Raw genomic sequence first — 21,302 nt, 5'->3', positions numbered from 1 at the left:
ATTTGGGCTCACGTTCTTTTAACCGCTGCAGGTGACCGCCGTCGAAAATCGTCTCAGTGCGAGCCGCCTGTAATCGTGCTTGATCGTCGATTTGCTCCCTGTGCGGGAGGCGGCGAAGGGCGAAAGGTCGGCGTTGACGGGGCACGCATCGAATTCGCGGCACCGATGCCTGCGGCGACGCCTCCAAGAATATTGGTCAGCGCATCGACCGCGCTTTGGTTCGATGCCTGGGGCGAGTTACTGCCGGCATTGAGCGTATATTTGTAGGATCCGCCGCACGTCAGACAGCAATCGCTGCATCCTTGCTGTGCACCGTATCCGGCGCCCCACCATGAATTCCTATTTCCTCGCCGCCATGCGCCGTAGCAGATCTTCTCACCTTTGCGGCAATTGAGGCGATAACTGTGAACATCGCTATCGGACAGAATGTAAACTTGGTCGCCGCCCGGCCATGCGCGATTGCGATATGTTTGCGAATAGAAAGACAGCTCAACCGCGTAAGTATCTAAACTTTGGACCTCGACAACGAGCGTCGTGCTTTGCCTCTCGCGCTCTTCAGCCAGCCGGCGTTCTTCCCGCTGCCTCTGCAAACGTTCTGCCGATTCGCGTGCTTGCCTTTCATCTTCCTCGCGTGCTTCCCGTTCCCTCTCAGCATCGGCCGCCGCGTTCTCGGCTTCCACGAGGCTTTTGTCTTTGTGATTTCGATCCGTCAGCACGCAAATGAAGCGTTCTTCATCTTTTCGATAAGCGAGAGGCTTGAACTCACCTGTTAGGACATTCGTCTCGAGTCCCTCGACGGCTCTCCTGACAATTTCGTGGGCGCGAAACGTTGCCGCTTTCTTGGCCTCTTCTTCGGTGTCGCCCCGTCCGCACGCAATTCCAATGAATTTCAGACGGTCATCTGTGCCCCAATACTTTCCTAAAAAAATTCCTGTCTGACTCTTTTCAAGTTTTGCGGGTTGAATGTAGCCGCTGATATCTCCCGTCTCGATGTTCCTGCAGGAATATTGGTAGCGGCCCTTATCATCGTCATCGCATTCGGTAGTTTTGAAATCGTACGTTGCGAACCTCTCGAAGCGCTTGAGATCGTCTTCGGATTGCCCGCCAACTGCCAACGAAGGATCAAGCAAACAGGCGCCCAACACAATGATGAGACGTTTCATCTATATCCCTTCCAGCATTCTGGCCAGATCGAGAGGCGCTGCTTGGCAGCCTCCTCATTGACTGGCCGCCCCGACAAAAATCTCCTTTGGCAACATCAGATCATTCCGCAGGTCATCGCTGCGGCGGCAACATGTATTGTGCGGAGGCGGATCATCTGTCCCCAACAAATTGGGTCACCGGCCGGGGCTATAATAGGAAAACGGGATTCAGAATCTGCAGCGGCAACGGATAAGGCCGCTGGGTGTCAAGACGTAAGACAGCAAGCAGCTCGCGCGCAAATCCCGACGCGGTCGATCGCGAAGCGTCGCGACGTTGTTAGTTGATTGTCGTGGGGCCATCTTCCGATCCCCGCCCCTCAATCATCCGCGCCGCTTCGGGCGCCTGATCGGCTAGCGGTGGTGTTGAGGCGAAGCGCTTCGCCGCCGGCCGCGAGGGGCCGACGGCTCGCCCGCTGTCGTAGATTGCTCCGGGCTAGCGCGAGATGCGCGTGATCTTGGAGCCTTCGAGCGTCAGGTTATACATCAGGCCCTTGGGATCGAGGATGAAGCCAACGACGGGGCTCGTGATCTTGTTGGTATCGATGGATCCGCCGATCCCCACCGTGATGATCGCGATCGAGCCGTCGACTCCGACCTTCCATCCAGCCGTGCGCCGGAATTGATTCAATGCCTGCTCGGTCATGAACATGATGACGACGGAGCGCGCCTGAACACCAAGCTGAAAGCCAAATGATGCCGACAACGTATTGTAGTAGCCCGCCGTGCGGCCGCGGATGCGCAACGCGCCTTCGCCGTATTCGCCGCCGACGCCAAACCCCGCCTTCACGACGGACGGGAATACAAGAATACCCACGGCGTTGTGTGCGAGTTCTCGAGCGCCGCCGATTTTGTAAAAGAACCGATCCAGCGTTTCGCTCACGCCAGCGTCGATCTCAGGCGCCGACGCTGCCTCGCCCCTCGGGGCTGCCGTTACGATTGCGACCAGTGAAAAAAGTGCGATCCAAATCAGCTTCCGCGACATTGTAATTCTCCCTCGGCTCCCCTGAGCCAGTTCGTGAACCTGCTTCGTGGCTGAATTCGGGGTTCTTGCGCCAACCAGATCTTGCCGCGATGCCAGCCACACGAATCAGCCCTATTTATTCGAAAGATAGGGCCGTGCTTGCTCGATTGGATTCATTAAAAGGGGCTTGTGGTCCAATTCCGACAATGGTCGCTTGCACTCATTTGCCTACCTTTTTCTCAATTATCTTCATCGCCGCCACAAACGCCTGATCGGCGTCGAGATCGGTGGTGTCGAGGAGAATCGCATCCGGGGCGGCGGCGAGCGGGGCGACGCTGCGGTTGCTGTCACGGGCGTCCCGGCGCCGAATGTCGGCGAGCAATTCCTCATAGGTGATTGTGTCGCCGCGGCCGTGGTGTTCGAGAAATCGGCGGCGGGCCCGGGCTTCGTCGGACGCTGTGACGAAAATTTTGACGCGAGCGTCGGGACAAACAACCGTTCCGATGTCGCGTCCGTCGAGGACCGCGCCTTTGCCCTGCTGCGCGAATGTGCGCTGATAATCGAGCAGCGCCGCCCGAACCTCGGGGATCTTGGCAATCATCGACGCGTCGTCGCCAGCACGCGGGCCGCGCAGGTGGGGATCGCAGAGGGTTGTGGCGTCGATTGCGCGTGCTGCGGCGATGGCCGCGCCCAAATCCTCAAGGCGGCCACCCTTCACGACGACGTCGCGCGCCACGGCACGATAGAGGAGCCCCGTGTCGAGCCAACCGAGGCCATAGTGTGCGGCGATGCGTTTTGCCAGCGTACCTTTGCCCGACGCCGCCGGACCATCGATCGCGATGATCAACTTGTATCTCCTCTTATTACTCAGGGCGCCTGACACCCAGCCGCCGAGCCCGTATGCCGCCACGCCGACAAGCATCGATAGCCCGGCGCCGAAGAGCGACATCGATAAGATCCAGGACGTCTGCTGCGCGGGCGTCGTCGTGATGCCGCTGATCGTTTCGGCATCAAAGGCGATGAACCATCCAATCAGAAACGCGCCGGGAACGAGCAATACGAGCGCCGCAATCAATCCATGCCGCAACAAGCGCACGTATAGGTCGCGCCCCCTCGACGCCGACCAGGCGCCCACTACCGCCAGCACCGCGACAAGGACGACCGGCGCCGCGACCTCCAAAGCCGTCATCGACAGATAGCCCAGAGCAGCGACATCGCCGACGGCCGGCGCCACGCTGGTCACGTGCCCGGCTCTTCGAAGCGTGCTCCGAGGCCCTGCAGGATGCCGCGAAACTCGGGGAAGCTGGTGGCAATCATCGCTGAATCGTCGACCACGATCGGTTTATCGCTGGCGAGCCCGGCGGTCAGAAATGCCATCGCGATGCGATGATCGAGGTGCGTCGCGACGAGGCCGCCGCCCCTGATTCCGCCGCCGCCTTCGATCATGAGGCTATCGCCCGCGACGCGCGCCACGACGCCGTTCGCCGCCAAGCCTGCGGCGGTTGCCTGAAGCCGGTCGCTTTCCTTGACCTTGAGTTCGGCGAGGCCGTCCATGCGGGTCTCGCCTTGGGCAAAGGCGGAAACCGCGGCGAGCATCGGATACTCGTCGATCATCGATGGGGCGCGCTCGGCCGGCACGCGCACGCCCTTCAAACGGGACGCGCGCACGCGGATATCGGCGATGGGCTCGCCGCCTTCCTCACGCTCGTTCAGAAATGTAACGTCGCCGCCCATCTCCTGAAATGTCGTGTAGAGGCCGGTGCGCGTCGGATTGATGAGGACACCCTCGATCGTAATGTCGGAGCCGGGAACGATCAGCGCGGCAGCTGCCAGGAACGCCGCCGAGGACGGATCGCCCGGAACGACAATATCGCGCCCGGCGAGTTCGCAATCGCCCTTGACGGTGATGTGCGTGGCGCCGTTCTGCTGCTCGGTTCGGACGCTAGCGCCGAAGTGGCGCAGCATGCGTTCAGTATGATCGCGCGTCGCCTCGCGTTCGATGATCGTCGTTTCGCCCGCCGCATGCAGCCCCGCGATCAGCACCGCGCTTTTGACCTGCGCCGATGGCACCGGCAGAGCATAGATGATTGGCATAAGATCGCTGGCGCCGCGCAGCGTCAGCGGTAGCGTCTCCTTGCCTGGCTCCAAGACCTGAAGGCCCATTTGCATCAGTGGCGCCAGTACACGCCGCATCGGCCGTCGCGACAACGACGCGTCGCCCGTCATTTGAACCGTGATCGGATGGCCGGCGATGACACCCATCATCAAGCGCGCGCCGGTACCGGAATTACCGAATTCGAGCGGGCCCTGCGGCTGGTGAAGTCCGCCCGGTCCGCGGCCTTTGACTTCCCAGACGTCCCCGTCCTTTGCCGTCGAAGCCCCGAGTGCGGCGACAGCGCGCGCCGTATTGATAATGTCCTCGGCCTCCAGCAGACCGCGAATACGAGTCGTTCCGGTCGCCAGCGCCCCGAAAATCAGCGCCCGGTGCGAGATCGACTTGTCGCCCGGCACGCGAAGCCGACCCCGGAGCGGAGGCGCACGCATTGCCGACAAAGGTTTCGCGTTCGAAGTTTTCAAAAGTCGCAATCCAGGGCTGTACCGGGGGCGGAATCGCCCGTCCGGCGGGGTCAAAGCTCGGCGATAGAGGCCCCGGCCGCGAGGCTCTGTCAACGCCACCCCGCCGTCGGCGTCAAGGTGGCCTCGACGCCGCTGGCGAGGGCACACCTTTTCGTTTTGACAGGCCGCATAGCGTGTGGCAGACGGGCTCCTTGATTTTGCGGATTATCCGAGGCTCAGTTTAATGGCAACCAAGCAAGCGCGTGGGACAAAGCGGACCTGTCAAAACTGCGACGAGCGCTTTTATGATCTCACTCAGGAGCCCATCATCTGCCCGTTCTGCGGCGCCAAATATGTGATCGCGTCGTCGCCCGCCGCACTGGCGGCGCTTCAGGCCGAACAGCGCGAACTCAGCGCCAGAAAGGCAAAGAAACCGGCGGCCGTCGAGGAGGCCGAAGGCGAATTGCCGGCCGTCGAAGGCGATGAAGCGCTGGCGGATGTCGAGACCGAGGATACAACGACCGGCGAAGACGACGAGACCTTCCTCCAGGAAGAGGAGGAAGAGGGTGGCGATGTCACCAACATCATCGGCGGCCCGGCCAGCGACGAAGAGCCCTGACGGTCACGACGAACGTCCTTGATGTTTCGGTCCGGACGACTTATCAGGCGAAACGCAGCCGGGCGGTCAGCCCTCTGCACACCCACGGATTTGGGGCCATAGCTCAGCTGGGAGAGCGCTTGCATGGCATGCAAGAGGTCAGCGGTTCGATCCCGCTTGGCTCCACCAATCCTTCGCTAAGTCGTTGATGCTTCTGACTTAGCGATCCTATCGAACGCGACGACATCGCCGTTCGGCGGCAATTCAATGTCTTTATCGACGACATCGATCACTAGCGGACGCCGCACGTCCGAGGCGGCAAGTCCGGGGATCAGTTTTCGAGAAGCTCGCGAATTTTTGCGCCCAGAGCCTCGACGGTAAACGGCTTGCTCATCATCTGCATGCCGGGGCCAAGAAAGCCGCTTCGAACCCTTGCCTTCTCAGTGTAGCCGGTGATGAAAAGAACCCTGAGATCGGCGCGGTGCTGACGCCCGATTTCGGCAAGCTCGCGTCCATTCATGTTTGGAAGGCCGACGTCGGTAACGAGCAGATCGATAGGCTGATCGGATTCCAGATGCGGGATCGCTGAAGCCGCATCCTTCGCCTCGATATAGGAGTAGCCGAGCTCCTTGAGCAATTCCGTTACGGTGAAACGCACGGAAGCGTCGTCCTCCACAACGAGCACCCTTTCACCACGACCTAGCGGAGGCTGTGTTTCGCCAGGCGCAGCCGCTTGCAATTCGGAATGGAGTGCGCGCCTGAGATAAATCTTTGCCGTCGTGCCGCGGCCGACTTGACTGCTAATCCGTATGTGACCTCCGGACTGTTTCACGAACCCGTAGATCATCGACAATCCGAGTCCGGTTCCCTTCCCGATTGGCTTCGTCGTGAAGAAGGGTTCGAAGGCCTTCGCGATGATATCGGGAGACATGCCCGTTCCGGTGTCGGTGACGGATACGACCACGTAGTCGCCGGCCGGCATTTGATCACCCTGAACGGTGGACGACGCCTCCAAATGTTCATTCGTCGTCCGAATCGTGAGCCGTCCTCCGTCCGGCATCGCATCCCGAGAATTGAGCGCGAGATTTAAAAGTGCATTCTCAAATTGATTGGCATCCGTCAGCGCCATCCACGGCTCATCGGTCAGAATGAACTCGACGGTAATGTTCTCGCCGAGCGGCCGCCGCACGATTTCCTGAATTCCGGCCACAAGAGCGTTGATGTCCTGCGCCTTGACGTCGAGCGACTGGCGCCGCGCGAACGCAAGCAGACTATGGGTGAGCGTTGCGGCGCGATGGGCCGAGTTCAGTCCGGCCTCGATGAAATCATCGACACCGTCGGTACGGCCGGCTTTCAATCGCCGTTGGATGAGACCTAGCGATGCGATGACGCCGGTCAGCATATTGTTGAAGTCGTGCGCAATGCCGCCGGTAAGCTGTCCGACAGCCTCCATCTTATGAGCCTGCCGAAGCTGGTCCTCGGCCCGAGCGAGCGTCTCTTCCTGTTGCAGCTGTTCGGTCACGTCGCGCGCGACACAATAAAAAAGACCGGCCTGAGGAACCGCTGTCCATGACAGGGACCGATAGTCGCCTCCGCGCGTGCGCAAGCGGTTATTAAAAATAAACCCTGCTACGCTGTCGGCGTTGAATGGTGCCCGATTGGTCTCGCGATCGTCCGGATGCTGCAACCACTCCGAAGTCCGGCCGACTATTTCATCGGCGCTCCAACCAAGAACGCGCGTCCAGGCTGGGTTCACGCTCTGCCAAACGCCATTCGTATCGGCGATGGCGAGGAGATCCTTCGAGAGCTGCCAGATACCGTCTCGTTCGCGGGTGCGCTGCTCGACCCGGCTTTCCAGCGTCTCATTGAGAGTGCGAAGGCTTTCTTCGGTACGCTTCGAGTTCGTGATGTCATAGATCACGCCGCTGAAACGGACGCCTGCTGTTTCGGCGTCACGCGAACACTCGCCCCGCTTGGCGAGCCAGCGCACCTCGCCGGTATCAGGCCGAATGATGCGTAACTCCGAATTCACCTCGCCGCCATCGGCATGCCGCATCGAAACACCGATGAGAGGCTGCTCGCCCGGATGCACGACGGCGTTGATGGTGTGGACAGGTAGATCGTGGGCGGGATGTAGCCCCAAAAGACTGCAGAACTGGGCGGAGACGGTCGCCGTACCAAAGCCGTCTACATATTCGAACGTGCCGATACCTCCTGCCGTTTGCGCGATACGCAAACGTTCTTCAGCGAGTTTGCGCTCGGTAATATCAACAAGCACACCGCTAAATCGGATCGGGCGATCCTCGTCGTCATACTGACAACGCCCCCTTGCCTGCACCCATCGCACCGAATGAGGGGCCAGCATAATGCGAAATTCTTTCGAAAAAACCTCTGCTCCGCGAAGTATTCCGCCGATGGCGAGACGAACGCGCGTCTGATCCTCGGGGTGAACAATCGAAAAAAACAGTTCCGGACTTACGCCCCGTGCCGCTTCCTCCGTCGAGATTCCGTAGAGCGCCGCGAAGCGAGAATCGCCGACAATTCTATTCTCGCCGATGTGCCATTCCCAGGCGGCAGCCGCCCCCGTGAGCGACAGCGTCAGCCGCAGACGCTCGTTGACTTCGTCGAGTTTCCTTTGGCTGGCGCGTAACGCGGCATCAGTTGAATTTTCCCGACTTCCCGCTGCGATACTGATTTGCGTGGAGACGAAGAACGCCGCCTTGGCATCGACGAGGACCGGGAAAATGGAAACGGTATTCCAATAGGCGCTGCCGTCCTTACGATAATTGAGGATATCGGTTTCAATTTCGCGGCCTTCGCGAAGAGCAGCCGCAATTTTTGCGACAGTTTCAGGATCCGTGTCGCGCCCCTGCAAAAACCGGCAGTTTAGGCCGAGGACCTCTTGTGGCTCGTAGCCCGTGAGGTGGCGGAAAGCTTCATTTGCGAAAATGATTGGATTGTCGGGCAAGCGCGCGTCGGCAACGATCATCGACACAGGGTATCGTTCCAGCGCCGGCAAAATTGGCCCAGCGAGCGCCGAAAATTCGCGAACTGCCGCGGAGTAGTCCGCCAAGGTGTTCGTATTGTTCGACTCGTCGCGCATTGTTTGACCCAAGCCGCTATCCTCGGAATTCAATGGGCGTCGATCTCGTTGTCGTTTTCATTCATCACGGATGCAATGAATTCCCCCAACAGCACCTTCAAGTTGGAGAGAGACGGAAGGTCCATCAATAGGGCTATATAACCTCTGACATCGAGGTCCAGGATGGAGAAGTTGATATACAGAAACAACACCAATCCGCTGCTATCCGGGGGATCCTTTAGTTCGAAGAGGCGTGCACCGGAGCCGCGCACGACCTCGGGCAATGATATGGTGAGCGTTTGACGCAGGATGTTCGCCATCGTCGCGAGGCAGCCGTTGAGAATGACGTTGCCAGTCTCCGCCAGTGCTTCGTCTTCGACATCTTCGGTCTCGGCGTCTCCAGTTATAGCGCGGATCAATTCCAAGCTCTTGGCTTGCGGAAAGATCAGCAAAGCGCGGCCGGAAAACGAGCCCGAAAATGTCTGCCGAACCGCGACCAGTTTGTCGCCCTCGCGCTCTCCCACGAGCGCTGCCGCGGTCTTCTGGTTGAGAACCTCGACCGAGGGGACCGAAAGCAAGACCTGCTTGCCAACCATCTTGCGCAAGTTCGCGGCGGCGCGACTAACGCCGATATTGGCGAGTTCTGCAAGGGCATCCCGCTCGAGTTCCGTAAGATCTACCTGCGTATCGGGGACGCGTGGAATTTCCAAAGACATCACGTGCTTTCGTTGGTCAAAGCCTCGGCGGCGTTGACGAGAAATTCTCGCAGTCCTTCTTGAGTCACAGGCTTGGCAACAAACGCGGCGTCGACGGCCTTTGCCATCGCTACGATTTCATTTTGAATGTTTGCAGTGAGAAGAGCGATGGGCATCGAGGGACGCATCCTGCGCAAGTCTCCAGCCAGCTCGATCCCATTTCTACCGGGCATATTGAAGTCGAGCAGCACGACGTCGATCTGACGTTTGCCAACCAGCTCCAGGGCCTCAGCGGCATTGTTGGCTTCGACCCGTTCCCATTTGGGTTGTATTGCGTTGACGGCTTTGCCGGCCACGATGCGCGCCAGCTTGCTGTCGTCAACGATCAAGATCGTCGTCATTCCGGGCTCCAACTGAGCTGTTATCTCTTCGACACTATCAGGAATTATCGGGGCCATGACGCCCTTTCTTCGGTTTGTTCCCCAGAGCGGACAATGCCGCGTCTATGTAAACTTCGTACTCGGAGATTCGATCCGCCGCCCACCTTCGGATCGAGTAACTTTCTTTACCAATAACGCGTTCATCCGATCATCTCCGGGAGATCCAGAACCAGCAAAACGCGGCCATCGCCAAGAAGTGCCGTACCTTGAACACCGGGCATGCCTGAAAGCAGGCCGCTCATGGGTCGCAGCAGCACATCCAATCGTTCGCCGACGCTATCGACTTCAACGCCGACGCTTTGGTTCCCTGATTTGACGATCAGCACTTTCGCATCGGCATCGTGTCGCGGACAATCCGGCAGTCGCAGCATGGCTGATAGCCGCAGCAGAGGAAGGGTGCGATCTCGCAAAACGAAGGCCTCGCCACTGCGAATGGGTAAGATGCGATCGCGAGGTATCCGGCAGGTTTCGGACACCGCTTCAATCGGTACTCCGAAGCGGTCTTCTCCGGACGCGACCATGACTACGGTCGAAACGAGAACGGCCTGCGGCAGCATCATTTGAACCGTCGTGCCCGCGCCTGGAGTACTCGTCATGGAAACCCGCCCGCCAAGGGAAGCGATCGCGGCGCGCACAACATCCATTCCGATGCCCCGCCCCGAGATATTGGTGATGCTGTCAGCGGTGCTGAAGCCCGGCATGAAGATCAGATTTGTGGCCGCCTCATCGTCCAACTCGTCTATCGCCGCGTCGCTCATCAGGCCTTTGAGCTTAGCCGCTTGACGGATCTTGGCCAGGTCGAGGCCCCGGCCATCATCACTGACCGCAATGATGATGTGTTCGCCGTCCGGGCGTGCCTCCAGTGTAATGAGGCCAGCCGGCGATTTGCCCGTGGCTTGGCGGGAGGCCGCATCTTCAATTCCGTGATCGACGGCATTGCGCATAACGTGCAGGAGCGGTTCGAAGAGGCCTTCGACGATCGCCTTGTCGGCTTCAACTCCGTCATCTCTGATCTCAAGACGCACGTCCTTGCCGAGCTTGCTTGCGGCGTCGCGCATCCAGCGCGGAAAACGACCGAATGTCCGGGCCAGGGGCGTCATTCGCAAGTGCATGACCGCGCGATGCATGTCGCCTGTCAGGCGTTCGAAACCTGCGATGTTGGCGGCGAGCGCATGCAAAAGTGCAGGGTCGGCATTGGCGGCTTGGGCCGCTACGTGTTCCAAATTGTTTTTAGTGACGATCAGCTCTCCGACCAGATCGACCAGCGAGTCGATACGGGCCGCATCGACACGGACGATGCGCGCGACGTTATCGTCGGCTTTGCCGTTGCCAGCAGGCACAGATACGAAGGTGGCCGGCAAGGCATCGCCCCGGTTAGCGCCGGACACTGTCTCACCGGCCGACGCCGTCGTCTGCAACGCCGCAGTCAGTGTTTCGCTAAGGCTTTGTCCTTCGCGTTCCGCACTTGCCGGCAAACGCCCCGTGCTCGCGATTGCCTCGATCCAACGCTCTGTCGCGTCGATGCATTCGAGCACCGCGTCGATCATACTGCGGTTGACCGCCGCTTTCTCGGATCGAAGCGTGCCGAGCAAATCTTCGGCCGCATGAAGCGCGACGCCCATCGGCGCAAAATCGAACAGCCCTACGGAACCTTTGAGCGTGTGAACGGCCCTGAACACGCTGTCCAAACGGGCGGCGTCCGACGGATCGTGCTCAAGTGCGACCAGGTCATTGGACGCCTGCTCGACGAGTTCGCGGCCTTCAATCAGGAACTGTTCAAGGAGATCGTCCATCTCTATTCCGGCCGTTGATAGACGATTGCGTCTTCGAATCTGCGCACTTCAAAGCGATCGGAAATGCGGGCCATAGATTCGCTATGCCCGAGGCAGATGAAGCCGCCACGATTTAGGGACTCGTAGAGGTTGTGAGAGGCGGCAAGTCGCGAGGCGTCATCGAAATAGATCAGGACGTTCCGGCAAAAGATGACATCGAATAATCCCTGGCGTGCAGTCGACGCCGCGTCCACCAGATTGACCTGAGTGAATTTCACGGACTCTCGCAAATCCTTGATGATCCGCTGACTTCCATCCACCTGCTCGAAGTATTGTTTGACGAGCCCATGGGGAAGGCGCGAAATCGCGCGGTCGCCATAATTGCCGGTGCTGGCTTCGGCCAATACGCGGGTATCGACGTCGGAGCCGACGATCTCGATATTGTAGGCATCGACAAGCCGCCAATTTTCCAGCAACCAAATTGCAATGGAATAGGGTTCCTCTCCCGTGGCGCAGGGCACGGACCAGATGCGGATGAGATCGCCAGGTCCGCGGTGGCGCACGATCTCGGGCAACAGCGAGCGGCTTAGACAGCTCAGCTGGTGAATTTCTCGGTAGAAGTAGGTTTCATTGACGGTGAAGCTATTGATCAGCTGCTCTGCTTCCGAATTGCCGCCGCGCAGAATGGCAAAGTAGGCGGAGAAGCCGTTGGCGCCGACCTTGGTCATGCGCTCCGCCAACCGGCGTTCGATGTAAAACCTCTTGTTCTCTCCATAGAGAATGCCGGTCCGGCTATACAAAAACTCGCAAAAGCGGCTGAGATCTTCCGGGCTCAACGGCGGAATGACGGGTTTGCTCATCGCGCCCAGTCCACCAAAAAAGTCGCGATCTTATCGACCGGCGCGACAACTTCCGCGCCACCCACTTTCACAAGTTCGCCGGGCATCCCCCACACAACCGCGGTTTCTTCCGCTTCGGCAATCGTTCGGCCGCCTTCAGACAAAAGCCGGCTCATCGCGGTCGCGCCGTCGTCTCCCATGCCGGTCATCAGCACTCCGACGAGCCGGTTTGCGCCGAGATTCTGCATCGCCGTCGACACCAGCCGATCGACGCTCGGGTGCCAGCGGTGTTCGGCGCGCGGCGCCGCGGCCGTCACGAACGGTGTCTCTCCGTGCTTGACGACGATGATGTCCGCATCGCCCTTGCCGATGTAGACGTTCCCTGGCGCGAGGGACGTCGGTCCCAACACTTCCTGGACGGTCAGGGCGCACAGGCGATCCAAACGACGGGCGAGAGGTCCGGTGAACGAGGCCGGCATGTGCTGCGCGACGAGAATGGGCCACGGAAAATCGTCAGGTAACGGCGAAAGCAGAGCGTCGAGTGCCGGAGGCCCCCCCGTCGACGAGCCGACGACCACGACGCGATCGAAAGGACCCGTACGCGCGCTCGGGACAATGGCTGCCGGTCTAGGAGAAGGCCGTGGCGTCCGGAGTTGAAACGCAGACAACGTTCCTGGCTCCGCGGCCGCTCCGGCGCGCAAGCGAACGCGCTCGGTCAGGCGAAGGCTGGCGCGCAGGCGTGCCTTGGAGGCTGAACGTACCTTCTCGATCAGGATCGGACCAAAGTCGTCCATTGCCAGCGACATGGCGCCGTCGGGTTTTGTGATGAAATCGACGGCCCCCAGATGCATGGCTTCCAATGTTTGTTCGGCGCCCGCTTCGGTGACTGCCGACAACATAACGACTCGCGTCGGGCGCTCGACCATTATGCGATCGAGACACGCCAAGCCGTCCATATTGGGCATGTGGATGTCGAGCGTCACGACATCAGGCTGAAACTCATGAAGCCGGGCTAGTGCCTCGACGCCATCGCGGGCGAAAACTACCTTAAAATCTTCCTGCGATTGAAAAACGTTGCCGAGTAGACGCCGCATGAGAGCTGAGTCATCGACGGCCAGGACTTTGATCACGATCGTGGCGCATCCCCGGTGCCGCTGGCGATGTCATTCAACAAATCGCGTTCGGCGCGGTCAAGCAGAGCCTTCGGGTCGACGAGCAGTATCATATGCCCTTCCCGCTCGATCATGGCGATGCGGTTCACGACTGGGTCAGCATCGACGGCGAGTTCGGGCGCAGGGCTCAGCTCGCGAGTCGGAACGGTGAGCACTTCCGAAACCGTATCGACAAGGAATCCAGCCTGCAGTCCGTCGATCGTCACGACGACGATACGGCGGCGGCTGCTGTCCTTCTCGCCGGGGACGGAAAAGCGCTGGCGCTGGTCAATGATCGGCACTGCCTTGCCTCGTAAATTCATGAGGCCTCTGACGAACCCAGGCGCGCGTGGAACTCGCGTCAGGTTATCAGGACAACGCACGATCTCGTCTACGGATCCAATCGGCAGACCGTAAAACTCCTCACCAAGCTGAAAGATGATGAACTGCTCGGCGTCTTCCATTTGCGTTTGGCCATTGGACATTTTGGGTGCCTCGAGTTTGGCCTGGGCCAAGACCCGCTTCGTGGTTTCGGCATCGAAAAGCTTTGCCGGCGCCAAAATGGAAATCAACCGGCGTCCGCCGTCCAACCGGCAGATTGATTCGATCTGCGCCTCGCCCTGGGCGCGCGTGAGAACCGGTGGGACGGGATCGAGCGCATCAGGGCGCGCGCGCAAAATTGCGTTCACGCTATCGACGACAAGAGCCACTGAGGCCCCGCCAAGACGGGTAACGATAATGCGGTCTTTTTCCCTATTTCCTTCGCGGTTCGGAAACCCGAGCAGAACGCGTGCCGATACCAACGGAACGAGTGAACCTTCCATTTCGGCGACACCGATCATCGCCTGGTCGGTGTGGGGCAATCCGGCCACTACATCGGGAATTGCTGCAACGCTGACGATCTGATCAAGTAGCAGGGCATATTCCTGATTGGCCAGCTGGAAGGAAAGAAACACCAGCTCCTCGTGCACCGCATCTCGTGTCACGTCGGCGTCGTCCGTTGCGACGCTGCGATTTCTTGGCGGCCGGGACGGCAGCCGGAAATTCCTGTCCAGCAGCTCCTTGAGATCGATGCGTCTACCGTCGGAAGATTTGGTGAGAGCGGTTACGGCGTCGACCAGCAACCCGACGGGCGTTCTGCCTTTCACGACGATCACGCGTGCCGATTGCAACGCCAAAGTGGTTTTGCCGCCAAGCAGCCCATTGAGGGACAAGATTGGAAGCACCGTGCCACGCAAGTTCGCGACACCGAGCAAATCGGCAGGACTATGGGGGACGCGCGTCGTGACCGGTGGCCGGATGATCTCGACGATATCGGAAGCCGGCAACGCCAACCGCTCACCGGCTGCCGTAAACTGCAGCACATCATCCGTGCTCGACGTGGAGAGCGCCTTGGGCATTGCTCAGGATTTCGTACTTTGAAGTTCGTCGGCCAGGCTGGCTATGTCCTCGATCGCGGCGGCGAGTTCTTCAGCGCCTTTGGCCTGCTGACGTGCGGCGGACGCGCATTGCGCAGCGGCACCGCTGGCTTCTTCGCTCGCGGCAGAGATCTGCTGGGTGCCGGCAACGACTTGCCTGACGGAATTCAGGATCGAGTCGGCTGCGGTCAAAAGCTCGGCGGAGCCCCGCCCCAGATCAGTAAGTTCGGCTTCAACGCTTGTGAGCCGGTCGACGACTGCCTGGTTTTTGCGGATTTCGGCCTGCGCGGCTGCAGCCATCACCTCGAGATCGCGGCGTACGGCGGCAATCTGACTCTGGATCGCGAGTGCCACATCTTTTGCCCGGCCTGCGTTTTCCGACGATTGCCGAGAAAGGTTGCGAATGTCGGATGATACCACGGCGAAGCCGCGGCCAAACTCGCGGGCCCGCGCTGCCTCAACCGAGCCGCTCACCGCCAGCATGTTCGTCTGCACGGCGACGAGGGCGATACCATCGACGATTTTTTCGATGCGCCGGCTCGACTTCTCCAGGGTCGCGAGCACATTGCTGACGGACATCGTTTCGTTGAAGCCGGCGGAAATGGCGTTGCTCAGGTGCGAGACGGCCTCCCGGTTGGCCGTAATCTTCGGCGCCAAATTGACAATGCGTTCGCTTGCCTCGGCGGCGGCAGTGCGCATCGAAACGGCGGCCTTTTCGATCTGCGCCATTGCGGCGCTCGACTGCTGGGTGGCAGCGGCCTGGGCCTGGGCTCCGAGGCTGATCTGATCGATGGCCTTCAATATCTCGCTTGCGGCGCCCGACAACTCCTGAACCGTCGCCGACAATTCTTCGGCAGCCGACGCGAGCTGCTCGGCATCTGTCGCCGCCGTGCTCGTCTCGTTCTGCAGGCCCTCAGCCAATTCGGCCAAGGCGAGAGCCGTCTGCTGGCTCTGATCCAAAGCTTTGCTCTGCTGCTCTACGGCTTGCTGAGCCTCGGTTGTCGCCGACGACTGTTGCTCGGCCGCGCTTGCAACCGATTCGGCACCCTTCTGGGCTTCGCGCGCGCCAGCTTCGGCGGCTTCCGTTGCAATCAAAGTGGCCTGGGCACCATCGGCAATGACGACCATGTCCTTGCGAATGACATCGAGCGCGCCAACGACCTCGCGGCCGCTCTGCGCTTCTCGCCGGGCTTGCTCGGCGGCGGCCTTGATGCGCGCGGCGACCGTTCGCACTTCCGAAGCGACGAATTCGGCGAGCTTCTGCACCTCTCTAGCGCTGTTCTCGGAGGTTTCAGCAAAGGCACGTACTTCGTCGGCAACGACCGAAAATCCACGGCCGTGGTCGCCGGCGCGAGCCGCTTCGATTGCCGCATTCAAGGCGAGAAGATTGGTTTGATCCGATACGTCGCCGACGGCCCGTGTAATTTCACCGATGTTAGCGGCCTGCGCCTCGAGGGTGCCGACAATATCCACGGACCGGAGTTGGCGCTCTGAATTTTCTTGAACTGCTGCAACGAGAAGTTCGATCTGCGAACCGGCTTCGGTCAGGAGCGCTTGCAAACTTTCCGCCTTACTGCGCGATGAGTAAGCGCGCTCGCGACCCTGAGCGAAAATGGCGCCCAAGCTATCGACGGCGGCTTGAGATTCCTGAGAGGCGCCGGCTGCCTCTTCTGCGGCGGCGGCGATTTGTTCGAGAGAGCGGCGAAGCTCTTCGGCGGACGCGGCGGCTTCTGTTATTCCGGCAGCCAATTCTTCCGTCGCCGCCCCAATGCGTTCGGCGGCCTTCTCTTGCTTGGCCCGCGAACGATCCCGTGCGCGCTTCTGAGCACTCGCGATCTTGTCCCGGTCAGGAGCAACGGCCGTCTCCTGGGGTCGCGCTGACGTTGCGGCCGGCTTATTGGTCAAGGCCGACGTCTTTATCAATGCCATTGGGTTCCTCGGGATCGAAAGTCTAAATAGCGGGGGGCTGCCACTGCTTGGCAGAACCGGCTATTCCTAAGGCAAAGGCCGATATCTACGAGATTACTGCCTTGGATTGTGGTTACCAAGGGAGCGCACCCCGCCAGGACTTAAATGCCCGGCGAATACTGCTGGTTCCGTTTGCTTTGCAAAAACCCGAAGCAAGGAACGTTTGCAAGCGACACCGCCCACCGTCGCAATACACCTGCACGACATTGTATTTCGCCCACGCTGCGGACGTTTGATTGGCGCCGTCAGATTACCGATCTCGACATTTTTTTTATGTAGTTTTCCATTTTTTATGTAGTCTCCGCGCGATCGATCCGCGTGGCACAACCGCGGGCGGCAAGGGGATGGAAGCCATGACAAATATACGCGCCAATCTGGGTTGGCTGGGCGTCGCCGTTCTGGGAGCCGTTTCGCTCGGCATCCTGGCGTTGTCGCGTGGTGAAACAATCAACGCTGTCTGGCTCGTCTCCGCCGCGATCTGCAGCTATTTGCTCGCCTTTCGGTTTTATAGCCTTTTCATCGCCGAACGCGTGCTGCGCCTTGATCCGAACCGGCTGACGCCGGCCCGCCGCTTCAACGACGGGCTCGACTATTGCCCAACCGATAAAAGCGTTCTCTTCGGCCATCACTTCGCGGCGATCGCGGGCGCCGGTCCATTGGTCGGGCCGGTGCTGGCGGCGCAGATGGGGTATTTGCCCGGAACGCTGTGGCTGATTGTTGGCGTCGTATTTGCAGGTGCCGTGCAGGACTTCATCGTGCTGTGGGCCTCGACGCGCCGCGACGGCCGTTCGCTCGGCGACATGATCCGCGCCGAGCTTGGCGAACTCGCAGGCACGATCGCGATGATCGGCGTGCTGCTGATCATGGTAATCTTGCTCGCGGTGCTGGCGCTCGTTGTCGTCAAGGCTCTGAAAGAGAGCCCATGGGCCACCTTCACCGTGATGATGACGATCCCGATCGCAGTATTGATGGGCGTTTACGGCCGCTACATTCGCCCCGGCCGCATCGGTGAGATGTCACTGATCGGGTTTGTGTTGTTGATGCTGTCGATCGTCTACGGGCGCCACGTTGCGGCTGATCCCGTGCTCGGGCCGATGTTCAATTACACCGGCGAGCAGCTCTCGATGATGCTGATCGCGTACGGCTTCGTCGCCTCGGTGTTGCCGGTCTGGACGCTGCTGGCACCGCGCGATTATCTCTCGACGTTCCTGAAGATCGGCACGATCTGCGGCCTGGCGCTCGGTATCTTCATCGTCATGCCGGACCTGAAAATGCCAGCGATTACGAAGTTCATCGACGGCACGGGCCCCGTCTTCGCCGGCAACCTGTTTCCGTTCCTCTTCATCACCATCGCCTGTGGTGCTGTGTCGGGATTTCACGCCCTCGTCTCGTCCGGCACGACGCCGAAGATGCTCGACAACGAGATGAACGCACGCCTCATCGGCTACGGTGCGATGCTGATGGAGAGCTTCGTTGCGATCATGGCGCTGATCGCGGCGTCGACGCTGGAGCCGGGCCTCTATTTCGCAATGAACAGCCCCACGGCCCTGATCGGAGCGACGCCCGAAACGGCAGCTGCGGCGATCACCGGCTGGGGCTTCACCGTCACGCCCGACATGCTGAAGGACGCAGCGACGACCGTCGGCGAAAGTACAATCCTGTCGCGTACCGGGGGCGCGCCGACGCTCGCAGTCGGCATGGCCGAAATCCTTTCGAACGCCATCGGCGGCAAGGGCCTGATGGCGTTCTGGTATCATTTCGCGATCCTGTTCGAAGCACTTTTCATCCTGACGACGATCGACGCCGGAACGCGGGTTGCGCGTTTCATGATCCAGGATCTCGTCGGCATGTTCCGTCCGTCTTTCAAAGACACGCGCTCTTGGACGGCTAACATCGCCGCGACGACGATCGCCGTTTCGGGATGGGGATACTTTCTCTATCAGGGTGTCGTCGATCCGCTCGGCGGCATCAATACACTGTGGCCGCTGTTCGGCATCGCCAACCAGATGCTGGCCTGCATCGCGCTGATCCTATGCACCGTCGTGTTGTTCAAGATGAAGCGCGAGCGCTATGCCTGGGTGACGATCGTGCCGGCGGCCTGGGTGGCGACATGCACACTGACGGCGGGTTGGCAGAAGATCTTCAGCGAAAACCCGGCGATCGGTTTTCTTTCGCACGCCGAGAAATTCGGCAACTCTCTGAGCTCCGGCCAAATTCTGGCGCCGGCCAAGTCCATCGGCGACATGAGCCGCATCGTCTTCAACGACTACGTCAATGCGACGATGTCTGGGTTGCTGATTATCCTCGTTGTCGCGATGGCGGGCTTCGCGTTGGCGACGATCATGAAAGCGCTGGCCGATCCGAGCATCTCGGCGAGAGAATCTGCAATCGTGGCGGCGGAGTGATGCCGATGCATAAAACCGATACATCGCTCCTGTACAAGACCGGTAACTGGATCGCGAGAACGGCACGGCTCATGGTCGGCGTGCCTGATTACGACGCCTACGTTGCCCATCGAAAGCTCGCGCATCCGGGCGAGCCGGTGATCAGCTACGAAGAGTTTTTCCGCGAGCGCCAATCGAGCCGATATGGCGAGAACGGCGGCAAGATCAGCCGTTGCTGCTGACGCGGCGTCCGTTGCGGCAGAGGAGCAAAGATGCCGGTTCATAACGTTCTTGCCATCGTGCTCCTCGGTTTCGTGGTAGTCCCCGTCGCCGCCGCAGAATTCAAAGAACCGCTGACATTTTTCGGCAGCTACCACAACCAGGATTACAGCCTGTTCTACGGATGTATTCGCCAAAACGCGATCGATCGCGTGAGCGCCTTCGCCGGTAAGTAAGGCCCGCCGCGCGGCGCATGGACACTATGGTACAGTAGAGATTGCTCCTGCGGCCGCCTACAGCTACGAGGTGCCCGCATGGCACCTCCTCTTCTGACACTCAAAGATATTCACCTGACATTCGGTGGCACGCCGCTGCTCGAAGGCGCGGAATTGACCGTCGCGGCGCGCGATCGCATTTGCCTCGTCGGCCGCAACGGCTCGGGCAAGTCGACGCTTTTGAAGATTGCCGCCGATCTCGCCGAGCCCGACCGGGGGGAACGCTTCGCGCATCCTGGCGCCAGCATTCGCTATCTGCCACAGGAGGCAGATTTCGCGGGATTCAATACGGTACGTGCCTACGTCGAGGCGGGCCTTGGTCCGACCGACGACCACTATGCAGCCGAGTACCTAATCAGCGAGCTTGGGCTTTCCGGCGATGATGAGCCCGAGCGGCTATCGGGCGGAGAAGCACGCCGCGTCGCGCTGGCCCGCGTTCTTGTCGCCAAGCCTGACGTGCTGCTGCTCGACGAGCCGACGAACCATTTGGACCTGACCGCCATCGAGTGGCTCGAAGCGACTTTGCAGGCGACGCGATCGGCGCTTCTCCTCATCAGCCATGACCGGCGCTTTCTCGAAAATCTCTCGCGCGCAACCGTTTGGCTCGACCGCGGTCAGACGCGGCGTCTCGAACAGGGTTTCGCGGCCTTCGAGGACTGGCGCGACAAGATTTTCGAGGAAGAAGAAAGCGAGCGCCACAAGCTCGATCGCAAAATCGTTCGCGAAGATCAATGGATGCACGGCGGCGTCACCGGGCGACGCAAGCGCAACGTCCGCCGCGTGAGGGAACTTCGCGCCATGCGCCAGGAAGTGCGCGAGCAGCGACGCGCCGTCGGCAGCGTCCGCCTTGATGCGTCAGAAGCCGGGCTTTCCGGCAAACTCGTTGTCGAAACGACCGATGTGGCTAAAGGCTACGGCGGGGATGATATCGTCAAGGGCGTGACGCTACGCGTCATGCGCGGCGATCGGCTCGGCATCGTCGGCCCCAACGGCGCCGGCAAGACGACGCTGCTCAAGCTGCTGACCGGCGAAATCGCGCCCGACCGCGGCGCGATCCGGCACGGGGCTAATCTCGAAGTCGTATCACTCGACCAGAGGCGCGACGAACTCAATCCGAATTGGACGGTTTCGGACGCACTCACGGGCGGGCGCGGCGACCAGGTCATCATCAATGGCAAGGCACGGCACGTCGCGAGCTACATGAAGGATTTTCTGTTTCTTCCAGAGCAGCGGCTATCGCCGATCCGCGTGCTCTCAGGCGGCGAGCGGGGGCGGCTGATGCTCGCCAGGGCGCTGGCAAAGCCGTCGAACGTGCTGGTTCTCGACGAGCCGACGAACGACCTCGACCTCGAAACGCTCGATCTCTTACAGGAGCTATTGTCGGATTATACCGGGACGCTGCTGCTGGTCAGCCACGACCGTGATTTCCTTGACCGGATCGTCACTAGCGTCCTAGCGCCGACGGGTGATGGGCATTGGACCGAATACGCCGGCGGTTATTCCGACATGATCGCTCAGCGTCAGGGAGAGGAATTGTGGAAGAAGGGACGCGCCGAGACATTTCGGACGGTTCGCAATTCCAATGGCGATGTTTTGAAAGCTCCGCAAGCTGCGAAGGCAAAACTCTCATTCAAGGAAAAGCATACGCTTTCGGCGCTGCCTGCGGAAATCGCCAAACTCGAAGCCGAGATCGAGGCGCTTGCCGTCAAGCTCGCTGATAACGGACTATATGAGCGTGACCG

The 21,302-nt window shown here is 60.2% G+C and carries 17 protein-coding genes and 1 tRNA gene; 6 read left to right on the top strand and 12 right to left on the bottom strand.

Annotated features, from left to right (window positions below; translation table 11 throughout):
• Nucleotides 1–53: 53 nt before the first annotated feature.
• The 4 genes from VN623_RS01165 to aroA all read right to left on the bottom strand — a co-directional run bounded on the left by VN623_RS01165 (nt 54) and on the right by aroA (nt 4,707).
• Complete coding sequence (locus VN623_RS01165; RefSeq protein ID WP_325567260.1) at nt 54–1,163, bottom strand: hypothetical protein; 1,110 nt, start codon at nt 1,161–1,163, stop codon at nt 54–56.
• A gap of 472 nt (nt 1,164–1,635) precedes the next feature.
• Nucleotides 1,636–2,184 (bottom strand): BPSL1445 family SYLF domain-containing lipoprotein, encoded by a 549-nt coding sequence (locus VN623_RS01160; RefSeq protein ID WP_325567258.1) that lies wholly within the window; start codon nt 2,182–2,184, stop codon nt 1,636–1,638.
• Nucleotides 2,185–2,383: 199 nt separating this feature from the next.
• Nucleotides 2,384–3,010 carry a (d)CMP kinase gene (gene cmk / locus VN623_RS01155; protein ID WP_325567294.1) on the bottom strand — a complete coding sequence of 209 codons (627 nt, stop codon included), beginning with the start codon at nt 3,008–3,010 and terminating at the stop codon, nt 2,384–2,386.
• Nucleotides 3,011–3,402: 392 nt separating this feature from the next.
• Entirely contained in the window at nt 3,403–4,707 is a 1,305-nt protein-coding gene (gene aroA, locus VN623_RS01150; protein WP_325567256.1) for a 3-phosphoshikimate 1-carboxyvinyltransferase, read from the bottom strand.
• Between the two features lie 256 nt (nt 4,708–4,963).
• Here aroA and VN623_RS01145 point away from each other — a divergent pair, with 256 nt between their 5' ends.
• Both VN623_RS01145 and VN623_RS01140 read left to right on the top strand, forming a co-directional pair.
• The gene (locus tag VN623_RS01145; protein WP_325567254.1) at nt 4,964–5,338 is read left to right on the top strand and encodes a TIGR02300 family protein; all 375 of its coding nucleotides are present in this window, start codon (nt 4,964–4,966) and stop codon (nt 5,336–5,338) included.
• 92 nt (nt 5,339–5,430) lie between these two features.
• Nucleotides 5,431–5,506: transfer RNA gene (locus tag VN623_RS01140), tRNA-Ala, on the top strand.
• A 142-nt stretch (nt 5,507–5,648) separates the two neighbouring features.
• Here the strand turns inward: VN623_RS01140 and VN623_RS01135 are convergent.
• The 8 genes from VN623_RS01135 to VN623_RS01100 all read right to left on the bottom strand — a co-directional run bounded on the left by VN623_RS01135 (nt 5,649) and on the right by VN623_RS01100 (nt 16,643).
• A complete protein-coding gene (locus VN623_RS01135; RefSeq protein ID WP_325567252.1) occupies nt 5,649–8,432 on the bottom strand; it encodes a PAS domain-containing protein in 2,784 nt (927 codons plus the stop codon).
• Between the two features lie 17 nt (nt 8,433–8,449).
• Nucleotides 8,450–9,115, bottom strand: coding sequence for a chemotaxis protein CheX (locus VN623_RS01130; protein ID WP_325567250.1), 666 nt, complete (start codon nt 9,113–9,115; stop codon nt 8,450–8,452).
• Nucleotides 9,115–9,552 (bottom strand): response regulator, encoded by a 438-nt coding sequence (locus VN623_RS01125; protein WP_325567248.1) that lies wholly within the window; start codon nt 9,550–9,552, stop codon nt 9,115–9,117. Before VN623_RS01125 ends, VN623_RS01130 begins: the two co-directional genes overlap by 1 nt.
• A gap of 122 nt (nt 9,553–9,674) precedes the next feature.
• Nucleotides 9,675–11,327, bottom strand: a complete 1,653-nt coding sequence (locus VN623_RS01120; protein ID WP_325567246.1) for a chemotaxis protein CheA — start codon at nt 11,325–11,327, stop codon at nt 9,675–9,677.
• Between the two features lie 2 nt (nt 11,328–11,329).
• Nucleotides 11,330–12,166, bottom strand: coding sequence for a protein-glutamate O-methyltransferase CheR (locus tag VN623_RS01115; RefSeq protein WP_325567244.1), 837 nt, complete (start codon nt 12,164–12,166; stop codon nt 11,330–11,332).
• Nucleotides 12,163–13,275 carry a chemotaxis-specific protein-glutamate methyltransferase CheB gene (gene cheB / locus VN623_RS01110; protein WP_325567242.1) on the bottom strand — a complete coding sequence of 371 codons (1,113 nt, stop codon included), beginning with the start codon at nt 13,273–13,275 and terminating at the stop codon, nt 12,163–12,165. Before cheB ends, VN623_RS01115 begins: the two co-directional genes overlap by 4 nt.
• Nucleotides 13,272–14,696 (bottom strand): chemotaxis protein CheW, encoded by a 1,425-nt coding sequence (locus tag VN623_RS01105; RefSeq protein ID WP_325567240.1) that lies wholly within the window; start codon nt 14,694–14,696, stop codon nt 13,272–13,274. The genes cheB and VN623_RS01105 overlap by 4 nt, the downstream gene beginning before the upstream one ends.
• Before the next feature lie 3 nt (nt 14,697–14,699).
• Nucleotides 14,700–16,643 (bottom strand): methyl-accepting chemotaxis protein, encoded by a 1,944-nt coding sequence (locus VN623_RS01100; RefSeq protein ID WP_325567238.1) that lies wholly within the window; start codon nt 16,641–16,643, stop codon nt 14,700–14,702.
• 392 nt (nt 16,644–17,035) lie between these two features.
• Here VN623_RS01100 and VN623_RS01095 point away from each other — a divergent pair, with 392 nt between their 5' ends.
• The 4 genes from VN623_RS01095 to VN623_RS01080 form a co-directional block, all read left to right on the top strand.
• Nucleotides 17,036–19,087, top strand: coding sequence for a carbon starvation CstA family protein (locus VN623_RS01095; protein WP_325567236.1), 2,052 nt, complete (start codon nt 17,036–17,038; stop codon nt 19,085–19,087).
• 5 nt (nt 19,088–19,092) lie between these two features.
• Entirely contained in the window at nt 19,093–19,308 is a 216-nt protein-coding gene (locus VN623_RS01090) for a YbdD/YjiX family protein (RefSeq protein ID WP_325567234.1), read from the top strand.
• 30 nt (nt 19,309–19,338) lie between these two features.
• Nucleotides 19,339–19,521 (top strand): hypothetical protein, encoded by a 183-nt coding sequence (locus tag VN623_RS01085; RefSeq protein WP_325567232.1) that lies wholly within the window; start codon nt 19,339–19,341, stop codon nt 19,519–19,521.
• 78 nt (nt 19,522–19,599) lie between these two features.
• Nucleotides 19,600–21,302 (top strand): ABC-F family ATP-binding cassette domain-containing protein (locus VN623_RS01080; RefSeq protein WP_325567230.1); only part of this gene is annotated, 1,703 nt, incomplete at its 3' end.

This window comes from Hyphomicrobium sp., from assembly GCF_035572195.1.
Taxonomy (GTDB): domain Bacteria; phylum Pseudomonadota; class Alphaproteobacteria; order Rhizobiales; family Hyphomicrobiaceae; genus Hyphomicrobium_B.
Note: the sequence above shows the minus strand (reverse complement) of the source record. Positions and strands in the feature narration are given on the sequence as shown.

What these genes read in the sequence shown, in the direction of transcription:
- VN623_RS01165 (WP_325567260.1), bottom strand. Translation starts at nt 1,163, where the DNA reads ATGAAACGTCTCATCATTGTGTTGGGCGCCTGTTTGCTTGATCCTTCG.
- VN623_RS01160 (WP_325567258.1), bottom strand. Translation starts at nt 2,184, where the DNA reads ATGTCGCGGAAGCTGATTTGGATCGCACTTTTTTCACTGGTCGCAATC.
- aroA (WP_325567256.1), bottom strand. Translation starts at nt 4,707, where the DNA reads ATGCGTGCGCCTCCGCTCCGGGGTCGGCTTCGCGTGCCGGGCGACAAG.
- VN623_RS01145 (WP_325567254.1), top strand. Translation starts at nt 4,964, where the DNA reads ATGGCAACCAAGCAAGCGCGTGGGACAAAGCGGACCTGTCAAAACTGC.
- VN623_RS01130 (WP_325567250.1), bottom strand. Translation starts at nt 9,115, where the DNA reads ATGTCTTTGGAAATTCCACGCGTCCCCGATACGCAGGTAGATCTTACG.
- VN623_RS01125 (WP_325567248.1), bottom strand. Translation starts at nt 9,552, where the DNA reads ATGGCCCCGATAATTCCTGATAGTGTCGAAGAGATAACAGCTCAGTTG.
- VN623_RS01120 (WP_325567246.1), bottom strand. Translation starts at nt 11,327, where the DNA reads ATGGACGATCTCCTTGAACAGTTCCTGATTGAAGGCCGCGAACTCGTC.
- VN623_RS01115 (WP_325567244.1), bottom strand. Translation starts at nt 12,166, where the DNA reads ATGAGCAAACCCGTCATTCCGCCGTTGAGCCCGGAAGATCTCAGCCGC.
- VN623_RS01105 (WP_325567240.1), bottom strand. Translation starts at nt 14,696, where the DNA reads ATGCCCAAGGCGCTCTCCACGTCGAGCACGGATGATGTGCTGCAGTTT.
- VN623_RS01100 (WP_325567238.1), bottom strand. Translation starts at nt 16,643, where the DNA reads ATGGCATTGATAAAGACGTCGGCCTTGACCAATAAGCCGGCCGCAACG.
- VN623_RS01095 (WP_325567236.1), top strand. Translation starts at nt 17,036, where the DNA reads ATGACAAATATACGCGCCAATCTGGGTTGGCTGGGCGTCGCCGTTCTG.
- VN623_RS01090 (WP_325567234.1), top strand. Translation starts at nt 19,093, where the DNA reads ATGCATAAAACCGATACATCGCTCCTGTACAAGACCGGTAACTGGATC.
- VN623_RS01085 (WP_325567232.1), top strand. Translation starts at nt 19,339, where the DNA reads ATGCCGGTTCATAACGTTCTTGCCATCGTGCTCCTCGGTTTCGTGGTA.